The organism is Microbacterium sp. PRC9 (genome assembly GCF_031844125.1).
In the GTDB taxonomy this organism is placed as follows: Bacteria; Actinomycetota; Actinomycetes; order Actinomycetales; family Microbacteriaceae; genus Microbacterium.
The window spans coordinates 656011-681049 of sequence record NZ_JAUZUR010000002.1 but is presented as its reverse complement, the minus strand read 5'-3'; the positions used below and the strand labels follow the sequence as shown (position 1 = coordinate 681049).

Below are 25039 nucleotides of genomic sequence, written 5' to 3'. Positions count from 1 at the left end.
TGCGTCGTCAGCTGATGACGGCGGCTCTCAAGCGAGTTCTCCGGCCTCCAGGAGGTCGGTGACGAGCGCCGCGATGGCCGACCGCTCCGACCGCACGAGCGTCACGTGGCCGAACAGCGCGTGACCCTTGAGCGTCTCGATGACCGATGCGACGCCGTCGTGCCGACCGACCCTCAGGTTGTCGCGCTGGCCCACGTCGTGGGTCAGGACGACGCGGGAGTTCTGGCCGATGCGGCTGAGCACCGTCAGCAGCACGTTGCGCTCGAGCGACTGCGCCTCGTCGACGATCACGAACGCGTCGTGCAGCGAGCGTCCGCGGATGTGCGTCAGCGGCAGCACCTCGAGGAGGCCCCTTTCGACCACCTCGTCGAGCACGTTGGTCGAGACCACGGAGCCGAGCGTGTCGAAGACCGCCTGGCCCCACGGGTTCATCTTCTCCTGCTGGTCCCCCGGCAGGTAGCCGAGCTCCTGGCCGCCGACGGCGAACAGGGGCCGGAACACGATGATCTTGCGCTGCTGCTGTCGTTCGAGCACCGCTTCCAGAGCGGCGCACAGGGCGAGAGCCGACTTTCCGGTGCCGGCACGGCCGCCGAGCGAGACGATGCCGACCTCGGGATCGAGCAGCAGGTCGATGGCTATCCGCTGCTCGGCCGAGCGCCCGTGGAGGCCGAAGACCTCGCGGTCGCCGCGCACCAGGCGGTACTCGCCGTCACCGACGACCCGACCCAGCGCCGAGCCCCGCTCGGAATGGATGATCAGGCCCGTGTTCACCGGGAGCCCCTGCACGTCCTCGCTGGAGGCGACTTCGCTCTCGTACAGGTCGCTGATGTCGTCGCCCGAGACGTCGAGCTCGGAGATGCCGGTCCAGCCGGAATCGACCGCCTGCTCCGCGAGGTACTCCTCCGCGGTGATGCCGAGCGACGCCGCCTTGACCCGCATCGGCAGGTCCTTCGAGACGACGGTGACCTCCTGCCCGTCCTGGGCGAGATTCATCGCGATGGCGAGGATCCGGCTGTCGTTGTCGCCGAGCCGCATCCCCGAGGGGAGCACCGTCGCGTCGGTGTTGTTCAGTTCGACGCGAAGCGTGCCGCCCTGACCGACGGGAACGGGAAAGTCGAGGCGCCCGTGCTCGACACGGAGTTCGTCGAGATGGCGCAGTGCCTGCCGGGCGAAGTAGCCGATCTCGGGATCATGCCGCTTGCCCTCCAGCTCCGTGATCACCACGACGGGGATCACGACGCTGTGCTCGGCGAAACGGAAGAACGCCCGCGGATCGCTCAGCAGCACCGACGTGTCGAGTACATAGGTCCGCAGATCCTGATCGGAATCGGCGACCCGCTCGAGGTCCTGACTGCGCTGCTCGTGTGGTGCTCGTGTGGTCACAACCCACTCCCGCCCCGGGTGGTTCACCCGGCAGTCACGAGTCGACCATGGGTCACGAGTCGCGATCCGGAAGGCCGACTCGACCGGGCTCCTTGCCCGATGCGCTCACGTTACGACCGCGCCGCGTCGTCGGACGCGCTCGACACGCACGAATTCGTGACATGTCGGTGAACGGATGCTGCACGAGCAGCATCCCCTGTCACCAGACGCGCGCCGACGAGAAGGCGGCGAGCGCGTCGCCGAACAGCCGCAGCGTGTCGGCACCGGTGCCGACGTGCGGGGCGACCCGGATGCGGCCGGCCCGCGTCGTGACGGTGAGGCCGTGGTTCGCCAAGGAGGCGGCGAGGGGCGCTGCGTCCTGCGGAGGGGGCTCCAGGGTCACGATGCCCGCGCGGCGCTCGGGGTCCCTCGGTGTGACCACCGGCACCTCGTAGCGATCCGCGAAGAAGATGACGTCGGTCGCCCGCGCAGCCAGCACCGCCTCGATGGCGGCGACGCCCACATCGACCACTTCGCGCAGCGCCGTCGCCAGGCGCGCCGCGGCGAGCGTGTCGAAGCCGGCGACCGAGAAGGCCCGTGCCGAGGCGGCGGGCACGGGCACGGTGTCCACCGGCAGGTCGCCCTCCACTCCCTGGAAGCCCGACAGGACGGGCGCGATGCGCTCGAGAGCGCGATCGCCGAACCACGCGAACCCCGTCCCCCGCCCCGCGCGAAGCCATTTGTAGCCGTTGCCGCACACGACGTCCGCCGCGAGGTAGTCGGCCTCGACCGCGCCGAATCCCTGGATGGCGTCGACGATGAGGAGTCGATCGCCGATCACCTCGCGGATCGCCGACAGATCGGTGCGGTACCCCGTGCGGAAGTCGACGAGGCTGACCGCCACCGCACGGGTGTCGTCGGAGAGGGCGGAGCGGATCGCGTCGGGCGTCATGAACCCGTCGGCCGGCTCGACCCACTGCAGCTGCACCGAGCCGAACGCTTCGGACGCGCGGGTCGCCGCCACCGTCAGGCTCGGGAACTCGCCGCGGCCGAGCATGAGGCCGCCCGCCAGTCCGTAGATGGCGTGCATGAGGCCGTACGTCGTGGACGGCTGCAGCACCACGTGCGAGGCATCCGTGCCGATCAGCTCCGCGACCAGCTCGCGGGCCTCTCGCTCGTGGTCGGCCACGAGTTCGATGCTCGTCCGCCGGCCCGAGCCGAGCAGCTCGGTGTCCCCCTGCGCCTCGCTGCGGACCGCAGGCGAGAGCGGCCCGAACGCCGCCCAGTCCAGATACCCCGGTTCCCCATCGAACGACGCCAGATATGAATCCAGATCCGTCACGCGGATCATTCTGGCAGAGGTGCGATCAGCCGTGTGAGCGGCCGATCAACCGCCGTATCGACGGTCACGCGAGGCGAAGTCGCGGATGGCGCGGAGGAAGTCCACCTCGCGCAGATCCGGGCCGAGAGCCTCGACGAAATAGAACTCCGAGTGGGCCGACTGCCACAGGAGGAAATCGCTCAGCCGCTGCTCCCCCGACGTGCGGATGACGAGGTCGGGATCGGGCTGTCCTCCGGTGTAGAGATGCTCGCCGATCTGCTCGGGCGTGAGGCTCGCCGCCAGCTCCTCGAGCGATCCCCCGCGCTCATCGTGCTGGGCGATGATGCTGCGCACGGCGTCGACGATCTCGCCCCGGCCGCCGTAGCCGACCGCGAGGTTGACGTGCATCCCCGCGTTGTCCTTGGTGCGGGTCTCGACGTCGGCGAGGACGCGCCGGAGGTCCGCCGGCAGCGCGTCCGCCCGGCCCACGTGCTTCACGCGCCAGTCACGCTCGTGCGAGAGCTCGTCGGCGAGTTCGGCGATGATCTCGATGAGGTCGGAGAGCTCCCGCGAATCGCGTTTGCGCAGGTTGTCGTTGGACAGCAGGTACAGCGACACGACGCGGATGCCCACGTCGTCGCACCAGCGGAGGAATTCCTTCATCTTGGCCGCGCCCGCGCGGTGGCCGTGCGCGGCGGAGTCGTAACCGAGCTGCTTCGCCCACCGGCGGTTCCCGTCGATCATCATCGCGAGGTGGCGGGGGACGGATGCCGGGTCCAGGCGTCGGCGCAGGCGGTTTATGTAGAGCCGGTAGAGGGGCCCCCTGCCCTCGTTCGTCTCGCCGCGCGCCACATGCCTACGCTACCTCCCGCGCGACGTCGACCCTAGCGTGGGACCGAGTGCCACTTCCCCTGCCACCGAGCATGTTCCCCTCGCGGCATGCGCGCCCCTCTACGCTGGGGGAATGAGCCGCCGTCGCAGTATTCCCCGGGCCCCTGAGGTCCCCGTGCTGCCGCTGATGGACGCCGCGGCCGTCGACGCCGCGACACCCGATCTCAAGCCGACGTGGCGCGGCTGGATCCACGCGGCGACCTTCCCCATCGCGATCGCGGCCGGCATCGTGCTCATCGTTCTCGCGCAGGGCGCGCCGGCGAAGTGGGCGTCGGCGGTGTTCATGGCCACCTCGCTGCTGCTCTTCGGCAATTCCGCGCTCTACCACCGGTTCAACTGGAAGCCGAAGACCAAGGCGATCCTCAAGCGCATCGACCACGCCAACATCGTGCTGCTGATCGCGGGCACCTACACTCCGATCGCGGTGCTCGCGCTGCCGCCCCAGCAGGGGGCGCTGCTGCTGGTCCTCGTCTGGAGCGGCGCCCTGCTCGGCATCCTGTTCCGCGTCTTCTGGATCAACGCGCCGCGCTGGCTCTACGTCGCCCTCTATCTCCTGCTGGGGTGGGCGGCCGTCATGTACATCGTTCCGCTGTTCCAGGCCAGCGCGGCCATGATGGTCCTCGTCGCCATCGGCGGCCTGCTCTACACCGGCGGCGCCGTCGTCTACGCGCTGAAGCGTCCCAACCCGTGGCCCGGCCACTTCGGCTTCCACGAGATCTTCCACGTCTGCACGGTGCTCGCATTCCTCTGCCACTGGACGGCGTGCCTCATCATCGCGCTGCACCCGTACTCCCCGTCGCTGGGGCTTCCGAACTGAACATGATGGCGGATGCTGCGGGCCGCAGCATCCGTCACCGCCACCGCTCGCGGCGGCTCAGCCCTTGGGCGGCGCCGTGGCGTCCCCGCGGTCGTCGTCGGCCGCCGGGTCGATGCTCTGGTCGTCGACCTCGGTCGCGTCCGTGGCGCGCGCCGCCTGCTCCTCGGCGTCGAGCTGCTCCTGGATGTCGGCGCGCACGCGGCCCCGGCGGATGCGGCGCATCATGTCCCAGATCAGGAAGATCACGGCGATCGCGATGAGCGCGGTGAAGAGGAATCCCACGACGCCGGGGCTCACGAGGTTCGGATCGACCGCGGGCGTGGGCGTCGGCGTCGGGGTCGTCGCTGCGGACAGGAGTGCGACGATCGCGTGCTGCATGGGGTCCTCGCTCTGCCCGCGGGGCGGGCGGTGTCGTCGGGGGTGCGCGCGAGCGCATAGCCTGGAGTCCCAGCCTAATCTTCCGATCCGACCCGACGAGCCCGAAGGAGCGGCGTGACCACGCAGGACATGCTCGACGAGCGCTACGGCCGCCGCCGCTCCCCTGCACGCGCGTGGCTCATCGGCGCCGGCATCGTGGTGGCGGTCGCCGTCGTCGGTCTCTTCGGCTGGTCCACCGTGCGAGCCTCGCTCAACTCCGTCGACTCGGACACGACATCGTTCGACGTCGTCGACGAGCACTCCGTGACGCTCGGATTCCAGATCAGCAGTCCCCCCGGCGCCGCGGTCGCGTGCGCGATCGAGGCGCAGGACCAGGAGCACGGCGTGGTGGGCTGGCGGGTCGTCGAGCTGCCGGCATCCGAGCTCCACGCGCGCGCCTTCCGCGAGACGATCCCGACGACCGCGCTCGCCACCACCGGGTTCGTGAATTCGTGCTGGGTGCTGCCCGAGTGAGTTTGTCCGAACAGACGCCGTGACGTAGTCTGGCGGGACATCAGCACAATCGCGCCCTGGCCGTGAGCCGGGGCGTTCGGTTTATGCCCGCACCACTGCGGTCGGCAGCGGGCCCAACGAAGGAGTCAGCCGTGTCCACCGACGCCCCCGTGACCTTCCTCACCCAGGACGCCTACGATCGCCTGGCCGCCGAGCTCGAGCACCTCTCGACCACCGGCCGCGAGGAGATCGCCAAGCGCATCGAGGCCGCGCGCGAAGAAGGCGACCTCAAGGAGAACGGCGGCTACCACGCCGCCAAGGACGAGCAGGGCAAGCAGGAAGCCCGCATCCGCACGCTTCAGCACCTGCTCAAGACCGCGACGGTCAGCGAGGCGCCGGAGAGCAACGGCGTCGTCGAGCCCGGCACCGTCATCACCGCCATCGTGGCGGGCGGCGAAGAGGTCTTCCTGCTCGGCAACCGCGAGATCGCGGTCGGCTCCGAGCTCGACGTGTACAGCGAGGCCTCGCCCCTGGGCGTCGCGATCCTCGGCCGCAAGGAGGGCGAGAAGACGTCGTACACCGCCCCCAACGGCCGTGAGATCGCCGTCGAGATCGTCAAGGTCGAGACCTACAACGGGCAGTGACCCGCAGCGGCCTCAGGGAGTCCTCTGAGGCCGCCGGGCGCGGCCTTGCCTAGTCCGGAACGACCGTGGGCGCGTAGCCCGCGTCCTCGAGCACCGAGATGACGTGCGCGCGGTGCTCCTCACCGCGCGTCTCCACACTCAGCTGCAGGATCACCTCGCTGATCTGGATACCCTGCCCGTGCCGGGTGTGCAGCACCTCGATGACGTTCGCCCCGGCGATCGCCAGCAGCTCCGACACGCGCGCGAGCTGACCAGGACGGTCCGGCAGCGGGATGCGCAGCGTCATGTACCGACCGGATGCCGCGAGCCCGTGCGCGACGACGCGCTGCAGCAGCAGCGGGTCGATGTTGCCGCCCGAGAGCACCGTGACGGTCGGGCCGGTCGCGACGACCTTGCCCGCCAGGATCGCCGCGACGCCGACCGCGCCCGCGGGCTCGACGACCTGCTTGGCGCGTTCGAGCAGCACGAGCAGGGCGCGGGCGATGTCGTCCTCCGTCACCGTCACGACCTCGTCGACGAGATCACGGATGATCTCGAACGGCAGGTCCCCCGGACGGGCGACCGCGATGCCGTCCGCGATCGTCGGCGAGGTCGGGACCTCGAGCGGATGCCCCGCCTCGAGCGATGCCGGATAGGCGGCGGAGTTCTCCGCCTGCACGCCGATCACCCGCACCGTGCGGCCCTCCGCCGCGGCACGCGCCTTGACGGCCGCGGCGACGCCGGCGACGAGTCCTCCCCCGCCGATCCCCAGCACGACGGTGTCGAGGTCGGGCAGCTCATCCATGAGCTCGAGGCCCAGCGTGCCCTGCCCGGCGATGACGTCGTGGTGGTCGAAGGGGTGGATGAAGACGGCACCCGTGCGCTCGGCGAACTCGGCCGCGAGGCGCAGCGGCGTCTCGACGGTGGCGCCCTCGAGAATGACGTCGGCGCCGTACCCTCGCGTGGCGAGGAGCTTCGGCACCGGCACGCCGAGCGGCATGAAGATGGTCGCGTGGATGCCGAGCGCCTTCGCCGCGAGCGCCACGCCCTGGGCGTGGTTGCCGGCCGAGGCGGCCACGACGCCGCGGGCGCGCTCCTCGGCGGTCAGCCGCGAGAGGCGATAGGTCGCGCCGCGGATCTTGAACGACCCGGTGCGCTGCAGGTTCTCGAGCTTGAGGTGCACCGGCACGCCCAGGACGTCCGACAGGTGCAGCGAGGCGTCGAGCGGGGTGTGCGAGATGACGCCCTCGAGGGTGGCGGCGGCATCCTCGAAGTCCGCGAGCGTCGGGACGGCCGAGGCGAGTGCTGCCGGGGCAGGCGCGGTCGCGGCGGCCTGATCGGCGGATGACATGGCGGTGGTCACGAACGGACTCTCCTCTGCCGGGGGACGGTGCTCCAGATGAGATCTCCGGTGGGTCTGGCGCCGGTCTCCCACGCGCGTTCGGCAAGGTAGACCGCCACGACGTTCACGAACGCGGCGAGCGGCACGGCGAAGAGGGCTCCCGGGATGCCGGCGATCATGGCACCGCCCGCGACCACGAGCACCACCGCGAGCGGGTGGACCTTGACGGCGGAGCCCATGAGGAGCGGCTGGAGCACGTGGCCTTCGAGCTGCTGCACACCGAGCACGACCACGAGCATCCACAGCGCGATCCACGGACCGTTGTACACGAGCGCGAGGAAGACGGCGACCGTTCCGGTGACCACGGCACCGACGATCGGGACGAACGCGCCGAGGAAGACGAGCACGGCGACCGGGATGGCGAGCGGCACCCCGAGGAGCGCGGCGCCGAGGCCGATTCCGATGGCGTCGATCGTCGCGACCAGCAGCTGCGTGCGGGCGTAGTTGACGACGGTGATCCACCCGGCACGGCCGGCGCCGTCGGCGGCGGGTCGCGCCTTCTTGGGGAACAGCCGCAGGGTCCAGCGCCAGATGCCGGCGCCGTCGGCGAGCAGGCACAGCAGGATGAAGAACGCCAGCACGGCGCCGGTCACGACGTGGCCGATCGTTGAGCCGATGGCGAGCGCGCCCGACCACAGCAGCTCGGCCTGCTGCTGCAGGAACGTCCAGCCCTGCGCGAGGAGGTCGTCGATCTGGTCCTCGCTCAGGTGGAGAGGGCCGTCGATGAGGTACTGCCGGAACTGCTCGACCGCGGCGACGGTGCTCGCCTGCACCGAGTCCCACTGCCGCATGATCTGCCAGACCACGAGCCACAGCAGACCCGTCACGATCGCGACGGTGCCCACCACGGCGATGACGATCGCCAGCCAGCGCGGCACGCGGCGCCGCAGCATCCAGGTGAAGGCGGGCCACAGCAGGGCGGTGATGAGGATGGCGATGAGGAGCGGGATCACCAGCAGCTTCAGCTGGATGACGAGCCAGACGCCGACCCCGATCGCCGCGGCGACGACGATGAGGCGCCACGAGTAGGCGGTCGCGAGGCGGAGGCCACGCGGCACCGCGGCGGAGGTCTCGGTCGAGACGACCCTGCTGCGGTCGCGGACGGCGTCGAAGATGGATCCGCGGGGCTTATCGTCGGAGCCGCTCATCAGCCCAGTCTAGGCGCGTCGCATTCCGCGCCGGTCATGAACGGCGGGCGGGCGCGGTGTCTGAGGCCCGGGCTACGCTGGCGCGCGTGAAGTCCTCACTCAGCGCCGCAGAGGCGCGCCGCGTGGCCCTCGCCGCCCAGGGATTCGGGCGACCCCGACCGACGGCAGCCGGCACCCGGCAGCTCAACGGCGCGCTGGCACGCATGGCGACGCTGCAGATCGACTCGGTCAACGTCTTCGCGCGCTCCCACTACATGCCGCTGTTCTCGCGGGTCGGCGCCTACGACACCGCCGCGCTCGACCGTCTGCTGTTCGCACGGCGCTCCCCCTACGTCGAGTACTGGGCCCACGTCGCGGCCTTCATCCCCGCCGAAGACTGGGGTCTGTTCGATTTCCGCATGCAGGCCATGCGTGCGAAGTACGGCAGCAAGCCCGGCGGCTGGTTCGACGCGAACCGCGACATCGTCGACTGGGTGCGTGCCGAGCTCGCCGATCGCGGCCCGCTGCGCCCGGCTCAGATCGAGCACGACGCCAAACAGAGTGCGCGCGGTCCCTGGTGGGACTGGGACGTCGTCAAGCAGGCTCTCGAGCACCTGTGGATGTTCGGCGAGGTGGCGATCGCCGGCCGCCGCGGCTTCGAGCGACGGTACGGCCTCGCCGAGCAGGTGATCCCCCGCCATGTGCTCGAGGCACCGGTCCCCCGTGACGAGGCCGTGCGTGAGCTCACGCGTCGCGCGACGCGCGCCTACGGCGTCGCCACCGCCGCCGACATCGCCGACTACTGGCGCATCGCCGACCGCAAGGCCGTCACGGCCGCCCTCGATGACCTCGTCGACGCCGGCGAGCTGTACCCGATCACCGTCGAAGGGTGGACGACCGCCGGTCGCCCGGCCAAAGCGTGGCTGCACGCCGACGCCGTGGTGCCGCGCAAGATCGATGCCGCCGCGATCCTGACCCCGTTCGACCCCGTCGTATGGTTCCGCGACCGTGCTGAGCGGCTCTTCGACTTCGAGTACCGCATCGAGATCTACACGCCCGCGCCGCGTCGCCGGTTCGGCTACTACTCGCTGCCTGTCCTCGTCGGCGACGACATCGTCGGCCGCGTCGATCTGAAGGCCGACCGCGCCGCCTCGACATTGCTCGTGCAGTCCGCGTGGTGGGAGCACGGCACCCCCGCCGATGCTGCGCCTCGCCTCGCCCAGGAACTCCGGCTCGCCGCGTCCTGGCAAGGACTCGAGTCCCTCTCCGTCTCCCGCTGGGGCGATGCCACCGACGACCTTGCCCGGGTCCTGCCCGAGGCGACGCGCCACGAGGCGGGTCCGGCCGAGCCGGTGCCGCTCGCCGCTGACGAGCCCGGGGTCGACACGCACGACCTCGATGTCGAGGAGCTCGCCGGCTGATCCGGCGACGCGCCGGTCTCACGCGCCCGGACCGACCACCTCGAGCCCGAGCCAGCGGGCGAGATCCTGGATCTCGGCGTCCACCGACTCCCTGACCTCATCGGTGAAGGGCTCGTCCTCATGCACGGCATGCACGCGGAGCAGGCCCGCCTTGCGGTCGGCTTTGGCGTCGAGCTTTCCGACGAAACGGTCGCCGTGAAGGATCGGCAGAGCGAAGTAGCCCCACCGCCTCTTCGCCGCCGGCTTGTACATCTCCAGCAGGTACTCGTACCCGAAGAGCTCCTCGAGCCGGCGCCGATCGAACACGAGGCGGTCGAACGGCGACAGCAGCGCGGTGCGCCCCGCGAAGCCGTCGGCGGCCTCCAGGGCGTCGGCGTCGACGCGCCAGACGCCGTCGACCCCGTCGACGACGGCTTGTTCGCCGATCTCGCCGACGTCGATCGGTTCGAACGGCTGGGCGATGCCCTTCCTCCGCGCGATCCCGAGCGACGCGAGTCGGCGCTCCGCACGCTCGCGGCCGGCGTCCTCGTCGGTCAGGTGCGGCACATCTCGCGGGTATACGCGGTCGGCGACATCGAACAGGCGGCCACCGGCATCCCGCGACGACACGGCCACATCGCCGCACAGCACGAGCATCTCGAGGAGCTGCATCGAGTTGCGGTTGTTCGTCCAGCCCGACGAACGCCACGACACCTGCGCGGCATCGGGGATGTCGGCCGCCCGCAGCGGGCCCTCGGCACGGAGCCGCGCGAGAACCTCCCGCCGGAACACGTCGTTCGCCGCGAGCCACTCTCGTGCCTGCGCGGATTCGGGTCGACGCCGCATCTCAGGGATGAGCAGTGCGAGGTCGGTCATGGCGCGGTAGAACCCGCCCCATTCGAACACCGCGCGGTCCTCTTCGAACAGGCGCGTCAAATCGGCCGGCTGATACGGCCACCCGAGCCGGCTCCACAGGATGAGGTCGGCACTGGGCGCGATCGCCGCGGTCGGCTCGATGTTCACCACCGTGAGCGCGTCGATGGTCTCGACGATGCCGGCCGGCCTCTCAGCGGTCAGCAGCTGCCCCCGCAACGCGACGCGCCGCGCCTGCGCGCGGCTCAGCCGATGGACCATGGCCCCGACGCTACCGCCGGCCTCCGACGTGCGTCACGGGGTTCCGGCTCGCTTCGCTCGCTCAACCTGCACCCGGCTCGCATCAACGCTCGCCGGCGCTCGCTGGGACCCGAGCCGCGTCAGAACTGGACGCGCGGGGGCTCCGAGATCGCGGCACCGTCGATCACTTCGAAGAACTCGCGCTCGTGGAAGCCCAGATTGCGTGCGAACAGGTTGTTCGGGAACACCTTGATCTTCGTGTTGAGCTCGCGGACCCCGCCGTTGTAGAACCGGCGTGACGCCTGGATCTTGTCTTCCGTGTCGACGATCGACTGCTGCAGCTGCAGGAAGTTCTGACTCGCCTGCAGCTGCGGATACGCCTCGGCCACGGCGAACAGCGACTTCAGCGCCTGCTGGAGGTGTCCCTCCGCGACGCCCGCCTCAGCCGGCCCTGACGCCGACAGCGTCTCGGCGCGGGCGCGCGTCACGTTCTCGAACACCGCCTTCTCATGAGCGGCGTAGCCCTTCACCGCCTCGATGAGGTTCGGCAGCAGATCCGCGCGGCGCTTGAGCTGCACCGTGATGTCGCTCCACGCCTCGTCCACCCGCACGTTCAGCTGGACGAGCGAGTTGTACGTCGCCCAGAGATAGATGCCGACGATGACGACGAGCGCCACCACGATGAGGACTGGAATCAGCCATTCCATTTGCCGATGCTCCGTTCGGTAGTGCCCTCATCCTACCGACGCAAAACCCCCTCGCATGTGGGGTATTCCCCGACTCTCAGCCGTTACCCACCGAGTACGCGATCGAGGTACGGGTTGCGGAACAGCCGCTCTGGGTCGAGACGGTCGCGCAGGGCGACGAAGTCGTCGAATCGGGGGTAGCGCGACCGCAGGGCGTCGGCGCCGAGGGTGTGCATCTTGCCCCAGTGCGGCCGACCGTCGAAACCGAGCATGATCTCCTCGACTGCCTCGAAGTAGTCGGTCGGGTCCTCGCGCCAGTAGCGGTGTACCGCGATATACCCGGAGTCGCGGCCGTGAGCCGTCGACAGCCAGCGGTCGTCGGCCGCCGCGACCCGCACCTCGATGGGGAACCCGATCCGCCAGCCGCGGTCATCGATGAGTGCGCGCATCGCCTCGAACGCGGGGCGCAGGTTCTCGACCGGCACCGCGTACTCCATCTCGCGAAACCGCACCGACCGGTTCGTCGCGAAGACGCGGGCCGAGGCATCCGTGAACTCCCGATTCCCCCAGATCTTGGCCGAGAGCCGGTTGATCGGCGGCACGAGCGCCGGCATCGCCGCGCCGGCCGCGCACGCGACCTGATGGACACCCGTGCCGACGAGGGTGTCGTCGATCCACTTGCCCACAGCGGGAAGAGGATGCCGTGGCGCGCTCTCGGGGAGCCGCGTGTTGGTCTTGGTCATCGCGCGGTCGGTGTGCGGGAACCAGTAGAACTCGAAGTGGTCGGCCGCCGCCGCGCGCTCGTCGAGGGCGCCGAGGACCTCGTGGAGGCCTTCGGACTGCTCGACCGCGTGCAGCACGAAAGCGGGCACGCATTGGATCGTGACCTCGACGAGGATGCCGAGGGCACCGAGGCCGAGGGCCACTGCCGGCACGAGCTCGGGGTTCTCGTCCTCGCCCACGGTGAACAGTTCGCCGGAGGCGGTCACGAGGGTGGCGCCGACGACCTGGCCCGCGATGCCGGTGAAGCGCTCCCCGGTGCCGTGGGTGCCGGTCGAGATCGCCCCCGCGATCGACTGGCGGTCGATGTCGCCGAGATTCTCCATCGCGAGGCCGAACGGCGCGAGGAGCGACGGGACCTCGTGCAGGCGCGTGCCCGCCAGAAGCGTCACCCGGGCACGGTCGACGTCGACCGAGACGAGCCCGCTGAGATCGCGGAGCTCGAGGAGCGCGCCGGGGGCCACCGCGATGCCGGTGAAGCTGTGGCCGGCGCCGACGGCCTTGATCGGCATGTGCTGCGCCGCGGCCGCGACGACGGCGCGCTGCACCGCCGCAACGGTGCGGGGGAACTCCACGCGCTGCGGCCGCACCGACTCCGTGCGGCCCCAGTTGCGCCACACCCCTCCGGGACGGGTCACAGGAACGCCTTACCCTCGCCGCGGTAGGTCGCCACCTCCCCCACCCTGGTGTCGCCGTCGACGAGGTGGTAGCGATCCACGCGCTCCGCGAGCTCGCCGCTCTTGGAATGACGGAACCAGACACGGTCGCCCACCCGCAGATCGCGCGCCGCGTCGCCCCGCAGCGGAGTCTGCACTTCGCCGGCGCCCTCGCGGGGCGCCATGCGCAGGCCGCCGGGCCACACCGCCCGGGGCTGACGCGACTCGAGTGCCGGTCCGGAGGCGATCCATCCGCCCCCGAGCACGGTCGCGACGTCGGGGGCGGGCTTGCGCACCACCTCGAGCGCGAACGCCGCGGCCGGCGCGGGATCGAATGCGCGATAGCCGTCGAACAGGTGGCCGGCGAGCAGGCCGCTGCCGGCGGTGACCTCGGTGACGGCCTGATCGGATGCCGTGAGCTCGAGGGATCCGGTCCCGCCTCCGTTGACGAACTCGAGCGGGGCGATGTCGCGCAGCGACGCGACGATGGCCCCGCGACGATCGAGGAGCTCGGCGGCCGAGCGGCGCTGCATCCAGCGGATCACGGCGTCGCCGGATCCGGTGGCATCGCCCTGACCGGCGATCTGCGCCTCGTACATCATGAGACCCACGAGGCGGAATCCGGGCCGGGCCGCGATCGAGCGAGCGAGCGCGGCCACCTCCGCCGCCTCGTGCACGGGCGAGCGGAGCACGCCGATGTGCCCGAGGGCCGGCGCGCGCCAGGAGGCGTCGGCGTCGATCGCCACGCGGATCTCGGGCCGCGCGCCGGGCGCGGCGACGGCGTCGACGAGGTCGAGCTGCGCGAGGTCGTCGACCATCAGTGTGATGCGCGACGCCGCGGTCTCGTCGGCGGCCAGTGCGGCGATCGCGGCACGGTCGGCCGTCGGGTAGCCGAGCACGATGTCGTCCATCGTCTCGGCCAGCCACAGCGCCTCGGGCAGGGTGAACGCGAGGATGCCCTGGTAGCCGGGCAGGGCCAGGACGGCCTCCAGCACCTCGCGCACACGGACCGACTTGCTGGCGACGCGGATCGGCACACCGCCGGCCCGCACCACGAGGTCGAGCGCGTTGTACCGCAGCGCCCCGGAGTTGATGGCGGCCACGGGGCCGCTCACGTCCGCCACGGCATGGCTCATGGCGTCCCAGTAGGACGCGGGGTCGTCCCACGGCTTCGTCGCCGTGGGCGTGGACAGAAGATCGAGACTCATACGGCTCGCTTCGGGTGCGTGCGCATCGCCCCAGCCTAGAGCGCTGGGAGCGGTTCCGATGACCGGCTGTGGAAGCCCGTCTGCGCCGCTCGCGCCACGGCGATCCGGAGGTCAGTCCTTCGCCCTCGCGGCGCGCTCCTGCTCGACCTCGTCCTCGGCACCGTACACCGCGATCGGCGGGGCACCCAGGAACAGCGCCGTGATCTTCCACCACCAGCCGCTCTTCGGCGTGCTCTGCGCGGCGTCGCCCTGCCGGTCCGTGCTGTGCTCGTTCATGCCGGTACCCTTTCGCCGGTTTTGCCCAGGTTAGCGAGCCTTCTCGGCGAACGCGAGGGTCTGGCGGGAGTACCCCCGGTGGGATTCGAACCCACACTTGGGCGAGTTTAAGTCGCCTGCCTCTGCCGTTGGGCTACGGGGGCGGGTCACGTGCCGCCGGGAACGCGAATGCCGCAGGCTCATCTTCTCAGACGAGCCTGCGGCATCCGGCGTTCGACGTCAGTTCGCGGCGACCTTCTCGGCGTCGGCCGCGGCCTTCGCCGGAGCCTTGCGCGCCGGCGCCTTCTTGGCCGGCGCGGCTGCCGGAGCAGCCTTCTCGGCGGGCGCCTCGACCGGCTGCGGCGGCCGCGGGCGCGCGGCGAACTCTTCGAAGACGTAGCGCGGGTTCTGGACGGTCGACAGGTTCACCATGTCGCGGCCGAGCCAGAAGTTGTTCCACCAGCCCCACAGCACACGCCACTTGCGCTCCCACGAGGGCATCGCCAGGCCGTGGTAACCGCGGTGGGCGAGCCACGCGATCCAGCCCTTGAGCGCGATGTTGCCGGACTGGAACACACCGACCCAGAGGCCCAGGCCCGCGACGGCACCCAGGTTCTTGTGGATGTACTGACGGGGCACCTCGCCGCGCAGCACGGCGACGAGGTTCTTCGCGAGGAGCTTCGCCTGACGCACGGCGTGCTGGGCGTTGGGCACGCAGTAGCCGCCCACGCCGCCACCGGTGAGGTCGGGCACGGCCGAGACGTCGCCGGCGGCCCAGGCGCCCTCGACGACCTCGTCCTCGGTGCCGACACGGAGGTCGGCACGGGTGCGGATGCGACCGCGCTCCTCGACAGGCAGGTCGCCGCCGCGCACCACGGTCGGGTTCGCCATGACGCCGGCGGTCCAGATGATGAGGTCGCTCGGGATGGTCTCACCGGTGGACAGCTCGATGTTGCCGCCGACGGCGCCGGTCACCTGCGTGTCGAGGTGCACTGAGGCGCCGCGCTTCGCGAGGTTCTTGAGCACCCATTCGCTCGTCTTCAGCGACACCTCGGGCATGATGCGCCCCATGGCCTCGATGAGGTGGAAGTGCGTGTCGTCGAAGGTGAGCTGGGGGTAGCTCTTGACCAGGGAGGAGGCGAGCGAGCGGAGCTCGGCGAACACCTCGATGCCGGCGAAGCCGCCGCCGACCACGACGACCGTCAGCAGACGGTCGCGCTCAGGCCCGGCAGGCAGGGTCGACGCCTTGTCGAAGTTCGACATCAGCTTGTCGCGGATCGCGACGGCCTCTTCGATCGTCTTCAGGCCGATCGCGTTGTCGGCGATGCCGGGGATCGGGAAGGTGCGCGAGACGGCGCCCGCGGTGACGACGATCTGGTCGTACTCGAGCTCGTAGGGCTCGCCCGCGATCGGAGTGATCGTGGCGACCTTGTTCGCGTGGTTGATCCCGGTCACCTTGGCGGCCACGACGTTCGTCTTCTTGAGGTGACGGCGCAGCGCGACGACCGAGTGGCGGGCCTCGATCGAGCCGGCGGCGACCTCGGGGAGGAACGGCTGGTACGTCATGTAGGGCAGCGGGTCGACGATGGTCACGTCCGCTTCACCCTTGCGCAGATGCTTCTCGAGCTTCCAGGCCGTGTAGAAGCCTGCGTATCCGCCACCGACGATGAGGATCTTGGGCACGGTGTTGGTCACGGTTTGGAGTACTCCTCCTGTGTCAGCGGCTCGGCGCGCGGGACGCCAATCGGATGCGTCGGACAGCAGCGGTGACGCCGAGCGCCACCAGTATAGCCGTCGCAGTGACCAGCAGGAGCGGGAGGGTGCCGTAGATGACGGTGTCCCGATCCGGAAGAAGCGGCGATGCGACGCGCGTCGCGGGATCGGCGTCCGGCAGCGGCGGAACCTCCACGGGTGCGGTCGGCTCCTCCGGCAGCGTCGCGACCGGCGCCCGGCGGTACAGGCGCACCCAGTCCCCGAGACTGCCCATGGGGTTGGCGGTGACGCTCGGGATGCTCGCGGTGACGGCGGCTGCGGCATCCACCAGTCCATAGCCGTAGAGGACGTCCGGCACATCCTTCGCTCCCGCCGCAGGGCGAGCGGTCTTGATGATGCGGTTGATCACGTTGTTCGCGTCGAGTTCGGGATGCGCCGCCCGCACGAGCGCCGCGATCCCGGCGACGATGGGGGCCGCGCCGCTGGTGCCGTCCCACGAGACGAGCGTCGAGTCGGCGGAGACGCCGATGAGCTCTTCGCTCGGCGCGGTGACCCCGATCGTGATGCCCTGCGTCGACGCCTCGACGCTGGCCTTGCCCGATCGGTCGACGCCGCCCACCGTCAGCACACCCGGGATCGTCGCGGGCGCTCCGACGCGCGTCGTGCCGCTCCCCCGGTTTCCCGCGGCGACGACGATGACGACGTCGTGCTCGAAGGCATACAGGAAGGCGTCGTCCCAGCTCTCCGGCCAGTCCGGCACGTTCGTCGTCAGCGACATGTTGATGACGTCGGCGCCGTTGTCGACGGACCAGCGGATCGCGTCGGCGATCTGGTCGGAGAAGGGCCGCGGAGCGGAGGAGCCGAACGCGACCGACACCGACAGCAGCTGCGCCTCAGGCGCGACGCCGATCATGCCGGCGCCCGGGCCGGTGCCCCTGCCCGCGGCGAGGGAGGCGACCCAGCTGCCGTGGTCCTTGTCGACGGCGCCGACGGGCGTGCGCCCATCGGGTGAGCCGGCGCCCGAGACATCCGTTCCCCCGGCGACCGCACCGTCGAACTCGACGGGTCCGCGGCCGATTCCGGTGTCGATCACCGCGATCTTCACGCCGGAGCCGCGCGTGGTCTCCCACGCCTTCTCGACGCCGTAGTCGGTGAGCCAGTACTCGGCGCTGCGCACCGGGTCGTCGGCAGGAGCCGCCTGCGCGGCCGCAGGGCCGGCCACGACGAGGGTCGTCGCGACGGCGACCGCGGCGACGGCCGCGAGCAGGCGCCGGATCATCCGCCCGATCCCGGGTGCGCGCACACGCAGCGCTCGGGCGACCACGAGGACATGGCCAGTGCGCGGTCGCCGATCGGGTTGACGCCCGGGCCGGCGGCGAGGGCATGGCCGGCGAGCGCGTGCAGGCACTTCACACGCGTCGGCATGCCGCCGGCGGAGATCCCGGCGATCTCGTCGACCTCGCCGAACCCGGCGCGGTCCCGCAGGTAGGCCTCGTGCGCACGCCGGTACGCGGCGGCGACCTCCTCGTCGGCGAGCTCGTCCTGGAGTTCCCGCATGACGTGGTCGGCTTCGAGGCCCGACATGGCGGCCGTCGCGGCGGGGTGGGTGAGGTAGTAGAACGTCGGGAAGGGCGTGCCGTCGGGAAGGCGCGGCGACGTCGCCACCACCGTGGGGTTGCCGCACACGCAACGCGCGGCGATTCCGACGACGCCGCGCGCGGGACGACCGAGCTGTTCCTGGAGCACGGCGAGGTCGGCGTCGCTGACAGAGGGGTACGGCGGGGTCGTCACAGAGGTGCTCCTTGGTCGGGCCCAGGCTACCGGCGCCACCTGGGACGGTCCTGGGCCACGCGGCGGGCGAACGCGCCGCCGTCATCCCGGCGGCCGGCGTCGCTCACGGCGTCGGGGTGGTCGAGGGTTCGGGGTCGGGCACGCCCACGGTCACGGGCGCCACGGTCTGCGCGAGCCCGGCCTCGGTGACCGAACGCACCAGCTTCGCCATCCAGTCCGCATCGGCGGCCCGGAGCTCGTCGCTGACCGGATCCTGCTCCTGCGGCGCGAGCTCGGGCGGCAGATCGTCGTCGACGAGGTACACGACCTCGCCGGGCTTCACGTAGTACAGCCGCTCGCGCGCCTGCGTGGTGATGTAGGCGGGGTCCTGCCAGCGATCTCGCTGCGATTCGAGCTCGGCGACGTCGTCGCGGCTGACCTGCACCGCCGCCTCGAGCGCGGCGACCTGCTGGCGCTGGTCGACGTAGGTGCCGATCGTGGGCACGAGCACGAAGGCCGCGAGGACGACCAGACCCATCATGATGACCATGAAGCCCGAGAGACGGATGCCTCCGAGCCACGCCCGCACGTCGACCGGGCGCCGTGCGCTCACGGGGCGGCGACGGGGCGCACCGGCACCGCCGCCTGTCGCCGGGGTACGAGAAGGGGGAGCCGACGTCTTGGCCACGGCTCCCCCTTCCCGTCAGCAAGCCGCTACGCGGCGCTGGTCGCTAGCGATGTCTACCGCGCATCAGCCCTTGAAACGGGGGAAGGCTCCGCGGCCCGCGAACACCGCGGCCTCGCCGAGCTCCTCTTCGATGCGCAGAAGCTGATTGTATTTCGCGACGCGCTCGCTGCGGGCGGGCGCGCCGGTCTTGATCTGACCCGCGTTGACGGCCACCGCGAGGTCGGCGATCGTGGTGTCCTCGGTCTCGCCCGAGCGGTGCGACAGCATCGAGCGGTAGCCGTTCTGGGTGGCGAGGGCGATCGCGTCGAGCGTCTCCGACAGCGTGCCGATCTGGTTCACCTTGACCAGCAGCGCGTTGGCGACGCCGAGGTCGATGCCGCGCTGCAGGCGCTCAGGGTTGGTGACGAACAGGTCGTCGCCGACGAGCTGCACCTTGGTGCCGATCTTGTCGGTGAGGGCCTTCCACGCGTCCCAGTCGTCCTCGGCGAGGGCGTCCTCGATGGTGACCACCGGGTAGTTCGCGACGAGGTCGGCGTAGTAGTCGGTCAGCTGCTCGGCCGACCAGGCCTTGCCCTCGACGGTGTACACGCCGTCCTTGAAGAACTCGGTCGCCGCGACGTCGAGGCCGACGCCGATGTCCTTGCCGGGGGTGAAGCCGGCCTTCTCGATCGCCTTGATCAGGAAGTCCAGGCCCTCTCGGTTGCTCGGGAGGTCGGGGGCGAAGCCGCCCTCGTCGCCCAGACCGGTCGAGAAGCCCGCCGCCTTCAGCTCGCCCTTGAGGACGTGGTAGACCTCGGTGCCCCAGCGCAGGGACTCGGCGTACGTGTCTGCGCCGATCGGGGCGAGGAAGTACTCCTGGAAGTCGATGCCGTTGTCGGCGTGCTCGCCGCCGTTGATGACGTTGAACAGGGGCACGGGCAGGACGTGCGCGTTCGGGCCGCCCAGGTAGCGGAACAGCGGCAGGTCGGCCGAGTCGGCGGCGGCCTTCGCCACCGCGAGCGAGATGCCGAGGATGGCGTTCGCACCGGTGCGCGACTTGTTCTCGGTGCCGTCGGTGGCGATGAGGATCTCGTCGACGAGACGCTGCTCGCTCGCCTCGACACCCTCGATCGCGGGGCCGAGCTCGTCGATGACGGCCGCAACCGCCTTCAGCACGCCCTTGCCGCCGTAGCGGCTCTTGTCGCCGTCGCGCAGCTCGTACGCCTCGAACGCGCCGGTCGACGCGCCGGAGGGGACGGCCGCGCGCTGGACGATCCCGTCGTCGAGCAGCACCTCCACCTCGACGGTCGGGTTTCCGCGCGAGTCGAGGATCTCACGGGCGCCTACAGCCTCGATCTGTGCCACAGGGGGTCTCCTTGCTTGGTGGAGGGTGGTTCGTCGGAGCGTCGTCGGTCCGCCCACGAGTCTAGTGATGACGGATGCCGCGGCCGGAAGAATCCGTCATACGACGAGCGCGATCGCGATCCCGTCGTAGCCCTTGGCGTCGAGCGTCTGGATGGCGGTCGCGTCGAAACGCGGGTCGCGTGCGAGCATCTCCAGCCCGCGCTGCACCCCGATGATCTGGGGATTCTCGGTCGCGGGGTTGGCGACCTCACCACCGCGGACGGTGTTGTCGACCATCACGACGGTGCCAGGTCGCCCGAGCCGGGCAGCCCAGTCGAGGTAGATCGTGTTGGACTCCTTGTCGGCGTCGATGAAGACGAGGTCGAAAGGCTCGCCTCCCTCGAGCGTCGGCAGCACGTCGATGCCGCGGCCCAGCCGGATCTCGACCTTGTCGCCCACCCCGGCGCGGTCGACGTTCGCGCGGGCGAGCTCCGCGTTGAGGGGCTCGGCCTCGATCGTCACGACCCGGCCGTCGGTGGGGATGCCACGCGCGAGCCAGATCGTCGAGTACGCGCCGAGGGTGCCGATCTCGAGCACACGACGGGCACCCGACATCCGCGCGAGCAGGTGGATGAACTTGCCGTTGACCGGCGCGACCTCGATCGCCGGGAGGCCCGCGTCGTTCTGGTCGGCGACCGCCTGCTCGAGACCGGGGTCGTGCCCGACCAGCAGTTCGGTGAGGTAGGCGTCTACGCGGCGCCACGTGTCGGGGGTGGGATCGGCCATGCCCCTCAGCCAATCCGGCCGCTCGCCGGGCGTCAAGACCTGGCGGCCGCCCTCGCGACGAGTGCCTCGAGGAGCGCCGCCCCGGTGCCGGCGTCGTCGACGGTCACGACGAACCTCTTGCCGCTGCCACGGAGCACCTCGATGGCCTCCCCTGCGCGCAGCACGACGCCGAAGCGGCGCCCGGTGCTGAGGCGCAGCCCCCAGCCGCCGAACTCCCCCATCGGGTTCACGTCGACGCGCGCCGCCGAGACGACGTCGGAGAGCGGCACGTGGAACCGCGGGATGCCGAGCACCGAGTCGACGTGCAGGCCGGTGTCGTCCACGCGGACGTGGAAGGCGAGCGTCGTCGCGGCGAACGCCACGAGCAGCGCCGTGACGCCGGTGAGGACCCAGGCGATCGTCGTTTCTGCGCCCGTGAGCCAGACACTGGCTGCCACGACAGCCAGGACGAGCACGGAGACGACCACGACGATCGCGCCACCGGTGTTCATCGCGGTGGCCCGCACCCACACGGCGCGTTCGTTCGCGGCGAGCGCGAGCGGCGTCGCGGGGACCGTCGTGGCATGCGCCGCATGCTGACGAGGCTGCACGAACCATGCGGCGATGCCGACCAGTGCGGCCGCAGCAACCGCCGCCACGAGTGCGACCCAGACGGTGGGCGCATCGCCCCCGCTGTCCGGACCCGCCTGCACCGCGAACGTCACGGTGAACGCGACCGTCGTCAGCGCCGACGTCGCGGCCGCCGTCGCCCCCAGGAGCCGGTACGTCGCTCCGCGCTCCCCACGATGCAGTCCGGGCAGCGTGCTCAGCGCGATCAGGAGCGGGATGCCGAGCCCGAGCGCCACGGTCATCAGCGGCTGCGTCCACGCGGGGGCGAATCGGTCGGCCTCCCCCGCCGCGTTCCAGTGCACCGCGACGGTCGACGGAACCTGAGGGAGCAGCACGAGCTGGACGGCGACGCCGATGGCGACGAGTGCGACGGGCAGCCACACCGCGACGAGCACGAAGCGCCGGACGACCAGGTCAGCGCGATCAGCGGGTGTGGCGTTCGTCATGGGCGGCGATCTCCTTCACGAGGGCGGCGAGTGCGTCAGACGGAAGCCCCGCCGCGCGCGCCCGCGCGACGAGGTCGTGGATGTCGTGATGGAGGGCTTCGAGAGTCGCCGCCTGCGCGGTGACGACCGCGCCGCGTCCGCGCCGGAGCTCGACGAGCCCTTCGTCGCGGAGGTCCTGGTACGCGCGCAGCACCGTGTGCACGTTGACGCCGAGTGCGGCCGCGATCTCACGGGCGGCGGGCAGCCGGTCACCCGGCTGCACACGTCCGGTCGCGGCATCCGCTCGCACCGACGCGGCGATCTGCGCGAACAGCGGGGCATCGCTTTCGGGGTCGATCCTCACCAACACGCGCTTATTCTATTACAACTAGAACAACTTGAGGCACTCATTGTGGAGATCGACCAAGCGAATGCGGCTCGCGGGGCGATGTCCGCCATGCTGTGCCGCATGCGCGTGACCCCTCGACGACTCGCCGTCGGCATGAGCCTGTGGATCCCCAACCTCTTCAGCGGCATCCGCGTGCGGAGATTCGCCGACGACTGGACCAGCGCCACCGTCGAACTGCATGTCAACGTCTTCACCCGCAACTACGTGAAGACGGCTTTCGGCGGCTCGATGTCGGCGATGACCGACCCGTACTACTTCATGCTGGTGATGCACCAGCTCGGTCGCGACTACGTCGTGTGGGATACCCGCGGCGAGATCGAGTTCCTGAAGCCGGGTCGGGGACTGCTCACGGCGCACTTCGCGGTGCCGCGCGAGAAGGCCGAAGAGCTCCGCGAGCGCGCACGCGGCGGCGCGAAGGTGCTCGAGTGGTTCGAGACCGACATCACCGACGCCTCGGGAGACGTCGTCGCCCGGGTGCGTCGCGAGGTCTACGTGCGCGAGAAGAAGCGGGTGACCACGGCGTCGACGGACGGCGCGCAGCGGCTCGACTCGGCTCAGAGGTCGGCACGGTAATCGGTGGCCGTCAACCCCAGCACTGCGCGGAAGTCGTTCGCGAGGTGCGCCTGATCGGCGTAGCCGAGGTCGGCGGCGATGTCGGCCAACGAAGCGTCAGGATCCTCCCGCACGCGCTGCGCCGCTTCCTGCAGTCTCCGGCGCCGGATCATCGCGGCCGGTGACAGACCGACCGTGCGGTGCGCCAGCCGCTGCAGGGTGCGAACCGACACGCGCAGGCGTTCGGCCGCGTCGTCGAGACGGAGGATCGTCGGGTCGCTCATCAGCAGGTCGGCCATCGCGTTCGCGAGGCGCGCGTCGGACGTCGGCGGTCCGACGCGCTCGACGAGCCACCCCGAGACCGCTGCCGCCGCCGCATCGAGGTCGGGCATGGCCGCTGACACCGCGTGCTGAAGGTTCGGCTCGTCGAGGGGGATGTGCGCATCGACCAGGTCGCTCGGCGCGTCGTGCAGACGGGCGAACGCCGCGGGCTTCAGCAGAGCGCCCACTGCCCAGCCGCTCCCGCGGAGCTCGCGCTCCGAGGCTCGCGTCGTCGCACCCCACAGTGCGACTCCGTCTGGCTCGACGACCAGGTTCGCGGCCGGATAGCCCAGGACGGGCTGACGCGAAACGACCGCCTCGGGAAGGTCCCACTGCGGGATCCAGAACCATTCGACGAGAGTGGATGCCTCGCCCTCCGGCGCGAGCCGGGTGAAGCTCGGCAGTCGCTCCGGGTAGAGCACCCCGCGCGTCGGATCGGTCACTCCGTCACGGTAGTGCGCGGGTCGGACACCCGGGACCGACGGTGTCGCGAATCTCCAAGACCGCAGCATCCGTCCGCCGCGAGCATGGCTTCATGAGCACTCAGAACACGACCGGCGCGACCGGCGCGCACACGACCGACGGCCGCCCCCACAGCGCGACCAGCCTCACCCCCTTCCTCGCGATCCGCGGGGCGAAGCAGGCGCTCCACTTCTACCGCGACGTGTTCGGCGCCCGCGTGACCGACGTCACCGAGTTCGACGGGCTCGTCGTGCACGCCGGGCTGGACTTCGGCCTGGGCATCCTCCAGATCGGCGAGCCTTCCCCCGCGTACGGGCTCGTCCCCGCGCCGGAGGGCGACGACGACTGCTACTCGATCGGCATCTACGTGCCCGACGCCGACGCGGTGACCGCTCGCGCGGTCGCCGCCGGCGCGACCGTGCGCGAGGAGCCGTCCACCTTCGTGTCGGGCGACCGCTACGCGAGCATCCGCGACCCGTTCGGCGTGCGGTGGTCGATCATGACGCGGGTCGAAGACCTCTCGGAGGAGGAGAGCGCCGCGCGCGTCGCGGAGTGGGCCGCCTCGGTCAGCGCGGGCTGACCGCGTCCTCCCGCGCGGAGGCGAGCTCGGCGAGGAGCGCGGGCAGCAGCGCCTCGGCGGTGCGGCGATAGCCGAGCGCGCTCGGGTGGAACCGGTCGAGGCTGAACATCTCGTCGGGCTGGGTCACGAAGAACGGCCCGACGGCCCGGCCGAGCGACACGGCACGCGCACCGGTCCGGGCTGCGACGACGGCCTGGGCGTCGGCCAGCTGACGTGACAGCCGCGAGCCGAGCGCGCGCAGCGGCTGCGGCACCGGGCGCAGCGCGCCGAGGTCGGGGCAGGTGCCGACGACGACGACGGCGCCGCGCGCGCGGAGGCGCACGATCGCTTCCTCGAGATGGGCGACCGAGGTCGGCACCGGCACACGATGCGTGATGTCGTTGCCTCCCACGACGATGACGGCGGCGTCGGGACGGTAGTCGGCCGGAAGGGCGTCGACTTGCGCGGCGAGCACCGACGACACCGAGCCCACGATCGCCGCGGTGCGCAGCCGCACCGGCCGGCGCTCGGCCCGGGCGAGACCCTTCGCCAGGCGGGCGCCGAGCGTGTCCTTGCGCCGTTCCGCGCCGAGCCCGGCCGCGATCGAGTCGCCGAGCACGACGAACTCGAGCGGCGGGCCGTCGAACCGCCGGGCCCACACGCGGTCGGCGTCGAGCGCCTCCTCGCCGAGCGGCTTGCCGATGCGGCGCCGCGCGACCGCCGCCTGCCGCTTCAGCACGGCACGTCCGCCGAGCAGGACGAGCCCCGCACCCAGCACGACCCCCGCGGCGCCGACGACGACGGACCGTGGCACCACGTCACGCGAACCAGCCATGCCTCCATGCGACAACAGCAGGGTGAACGGACGCTGACGCCCGACGGACGCGCCGGTGCGGCGCCCCACGCACGAT

27 protein-coding genes and 1 tRNA gene are annotated in these 25039 nt (G+C 71.0%); 6 read left to right on the top strand and 22 right to left on the bottom strand.

The genetic code is table 11. The features are described from left to right. Positions 1-27 precede the first annotated feature (27 nt). From Q9R33_RS06705 to Q9R33_RS06695, 3 genes are all read right to left on the bottom strand, one after another. Entirely contained in the window at positions 28-1383 is a 1356-nt protein-coding gene (locus tag Q9R33_RS06705; RefSeq protein WP_045296741.1) for a PhoH family protein, read from the bottom strand. Positions 1384-1582: 199 nt separating this feature from the next. Continuing rightward, the gene (locus Q9R33_RS06700) at positions 1583-2713 is read right to left on the bottom strand and encodes an aminotransferase class V-fold PLP-dependent enzyme (protein WP_082496937.1); all 1131 of its coding nucleotides are present in this window, start codon (positions 2711-2713) and stop codon (positions 1583-1585) included. 36 nt (positions 2714-2749) lie between these two features. After that, entirely contained in the window at positions 2750-3535 is a 786-nt protein-coding gene (locus Q9R33_RS06695) for an isoprenyl transferase (RefSeq protein ID WP_056368014.1), read from the bottom strand. 112 nt (positions 3536-3647) lie between these two features. Here Q9R33_RS06695 and Q9R33_RS06690 point away from each other — a divergent pair, with 112 nt between their 5' ends. Then, positions 3648-4391: a hemolysin III family protein gene (locus Q9R33_RS06690; protein WP_310246077.1), complete on the top strand. Its 744-nt coding sequence runs from the start codon at positions 3648-3650 to the stop codon at positions 4389-4391. Positions 4392-4448: 57 nt separating this feature from the next. Here the strand turns inward: Q9R33_RS06690 and Q9R33_RS06685 are convergent, their stop codons facing one another. Further along, the gene (locus tag Q9R33_RS06685; RefSeq protein ID WP_311293217.1) at positions 4449-4769 is read right to left on the bottom strand and encodes a hypothetical protein; all 321 of its coding nucleotides are present in this window, start codon (positions 4767-4769) and stop codon (positions 4449-4451) included. Between the two features lie 114 nt (positions 4770-4883). Here Q9R33_RS06685 and Q9R33_RS06680 point away from each other — a divergent pair, with 114 nt between their 5' ends. Together Q9R33_RS06680 and greA are read left to right on the top strand one after the other, a co-directional pair. Continuing rightward, a complete protein-coding gene (locus Q9R33_RS06680; protein ID WP_056368021.1) occupies positions 4884-5282 on the top strand; it encodes a DUF4307 domain-containing protein in 399 nt (132 codons plus the stop codon). Positions 5283-5413: 131 nt separating this feature from the next. After that, positions 5414-5905, top strand: coding sequence for a transcription elongation factor GreA (gene greA, locus Q9R33_RS06675; RefSeq protein WP_045296735.1), 492 nt, complete (start codon positions 5414-5416; stop codon positions 5903-5905). 49 nt (positions 5906-5954) lie between these two features. Here greA and ilvA read toward each other — a convergent pair whose 3' ends face one another. Then, a complete protein-coding gene (ilvA, locus tag Q9R33_RS06670; RefSeq protein ID WP_056368393.1) occupies positions 5955-7235 on the bottom strand; it encodes a threonine ammonia-lyase in 1281 nt (426 codons plus the stop codon). A gap of 8 nt (positions 7236-7243) precedes the next feature. Next, a complete protein-coding gene (locus tag Q9R33_RS06665) occupies positions 7244-8434 on the bottom strand; it encodes an AI-2E family transporter (RefSeq protein ID WP_310246072.1) in 1191 nt (396 codons plus the stop codon). A gap of 86 nt (positions 8435-8520) precedes the next feature. On the opposite strand from Q9R33_RS06665, the gene Q9R33_RS06660 reads away from it, so the two are divergent. Continuing rightward, complete coding sequence (locus tag Q9R33_RS06660; RefSeq protein ID WP_311293215.1) at positions 8521-9834, top strand: DNA glycosylase AlkZ-like family protein; 1314 nt, start codon at positions 8521-8523, stop codon at positions 9832-9834. An 18-nt stretch (positions 9835-9852) separates the two neighbouring features. Here the strand turns inward: Q9R33_RS06660 and Q9R33_RS06655 are convergent, their stop codons facing one another. The 14 genes from Q9R33_RS06655 to Q9R33_RS06590 all read right to left on the bottom strand — a co-directional run bounded on the left by Q9R33_RS06655 (position 9853) and on the right by Q9R33_RS06590 (position 22195). Next, a complete protein-coding gene (locus tag Q9R33_RS06655; RefSeq protein WP_310246066.1) occupies positions 9853-10947 on the bottom strand; it encodes a DNA glycosylase AlkZ-like family protein in 1095 nt (364 codons plus the stop codon). A 119-nt stretch (positions 10948-11066) separates the two neighbouring features. After that, a complete protein-coding gene (locus Q9R33_RS06650; protein WP_056368027.1) occupies positions 11067-11633 on the bottom strand; it encodes a LemA family protein in 567 nt (188 codons plus the stop codon). 83 nt (positions 11634-11716) lie between these two features. Then, a complete protein-coding gene (locus Q9R33_RS06645; protein WP_310246064.1) occupies positions 11717-13030 on the bottom strand; it encodes a D-arabinono-1,4-lactone oxidase in 1314 nt (437 codons plus the stop codon). After that, positions 13027-14256 (bottom strand): alanine racemase, encoded by a 1230-nt coding sequence (locus Q9R33_RS06640; protein ID WP_311293214.1) that lies wholly within the window; start codon positions 14254-14256, stop codon positions 13027-13029. The genes Q9R33_RS06645 and Q9R33_RS06640 overlap by 4 nt, the downstream gene beginning before the upstream one ends. A gap of 111 nt (positions 14257-14367) precedes the next feature. After that, positions 14368-14532 carry a hypothetical protein gene (locus Q9R33_RS06635; protein WP_157549537.1) on the bottom strand — a complete coding sequence of 55 codons (165 nt, stop codon included), beginning with the start codon at positions 14530-14532 and terminating at the stop codon, positions 14368-14370. Between the two features lie 70 nt (positions 14533-14602). Then, a tRNA-Leu gene (locus tag Q9R33_RS06630) sits at positions 14603-14675 on the bottom strand. A 76-nt stretch (positions 14676-14751) separates the two neighbouring features. Further along, positions 14752-16194 carry an FAD-dependent oxidoreductase gene (locus tag Q9R33_RS06625; protein ID WP_310292293.1) on the bottom strand — a complete coding sequence of 481 codons (1443 nt, stop codon included), beginning with the start codon at positions 16192-16194 and terminating at the stop codon, positions 14752-14754. 34 nt (positions 16195-16228) lie between these two features. Further along, on the bottom strand, positions 16229-17503 hold the full coding sequence (locus Q9R33_RS06620) for a S8 family serine peptidase (RefSeq protein ID WP_311293213.1): 1275 nt from the start codon (positions 17501-17503) through the stop codon (positions 16229-16231). Continuing rightward, positions 17500-18015, bottom strand: coding sequence for a DUF501 domain-containing protein (locus Q9R33_RS06615; RefSeq protein WP_056368033.1), 516 nt, complete (start codon positions 18013-18015; stop codon positions 17500-17502). Before Q9R33_RS06615 ends, Q9R33_RS06620 begins: the two co-directional genes overlap by 4 nt. 103 nt (positions 18016-18118) lie before the next feature. Then, positions 18119-18607, bottom strand: coding sequence for a septum formation initiator family protein (locus tag Q9R33_RS06610; RefSeq protein WP_200919468.1), 489 nt, complete (start codon positions 18605-18607; stop codon positions 18119-18121). A gap of 138 nt (positions 18608-18745) precedes the next feature. Further along, positions 18746-20026: a phosphopyruvate hydratase gene (eno, locus tag Q9R33_RS06605; RefSeq protein WP_056368035.1), complete on the bottom strand. Its 1281-nt coding sequence runs from the start codon at positions 20024-20026 to the stop codon at positions 18746-18748. Between the two features lie 96 nt (positions 20027-20122). Beyond that, positions 20123-20791, bottom strand: a complete 669-nt coding sequence (locus Q9R33_RS06600) for an O-methyltransferase (protein WP_056368038.1) — start codon at positions 20789-20791, stop codon at positions 20123-20125. A 32-nt stretch (positions 20792-20823) separates the two neighbouring features. Continuing rightward, on the bottom strand, positions 20824-21846 hold the full coding sequence (locus tag Q9R33_RS06595) for a DUF1648 domain-containing protein (protein WP_311293212.1): 1023 nt from the start codon (positions 21844-21846) through the stop codon (positions 20824-20826). After that, the gene (locus Q9R33_RS06590; RefSeq protein ID WP_056368043.1) at positions 21824-22195 is read right to left on the bottom strand and encodes a GntR family transcriptional regulator; all 372 of its coding nucleotides are present in this window, start codon (positions 22193-22195) and stop codon (positions 21824-21826) included. Before Q9R33_RS06590 ends, Q9R33_RS06595 begins: the two co-directional genes overlap by 23 nt. A 99-nt stretch (positions 22196-22294) precedes the next feature. On the opposite strand from Q9R33_RS06590, the gene Q9R33_RS06585 reads away from it, so the two are divergent. After that, positions 22295-22807 (top strand): DUF4442 domain-containing protein, encoded by a 513-nt coding sequence (locus Q9R33_RS06585; RefSeq protein WP_311293210.1) that lies wholly within the window; start codon positions 22295-22297, stop codon positions 22805-22807. Here Q9R33_RS06585 and Q9R33_RS06580 read toward each other — a convergent pair. Further along, on the bottom strand, positions 22789-23550 hold the full coding sequence (locus tag Q9R33_RS06580; RefSeq protein WP_311293209.1) for a helix-turn-helix domain-containing protein: 762 nt from the start codon (positions 23548-23550) through the stop codon (positions 22789-22791). The genes Q9R33_RS06585 and Q9R33_RS06580 overlap by 19 nt on opposite strands. Positions 23551-23642: 92 nt before the next feature. On the opposite strand from Q9R33_RS06580, the gene Q9R33_RS06575 reads away from it, so the two are divergent. Continuing rightward, complete coding sequence (locus tag Q9R33_RS06575) at positions 23643-24149, top strand: glyoxalase/bleomycin resistance/extradiol dioxygenase family protein (protein ID WP_056368047.1); 507 nt, start codon at positions 23643-23645, stop codon at positions 24147-24149. On the opposite strand, the gene Q9R33_RS06570 is transcribed toward Q9R33_RS06575, so the two are convergent. Further along, positions 24136-24963 carry an SGNH/GDSL hydrolase family protein gene (locus tag Q9R33_RS06570; protein ID WP_311293208.1) on the bottom strand — a complete coding sequence of 276 codons (828 nt, stop codon included), beginning with the start codon at positions 24961-24963 and terminating at the stop codon, positions 24136-24138. The two genes, Q9R33_RS06575 and Q9R33_RS06570, sit on opposite strands and share 14 nt — an antisense overlap. Positions 24964-25039: the final 76 nt, after the last annotated feature.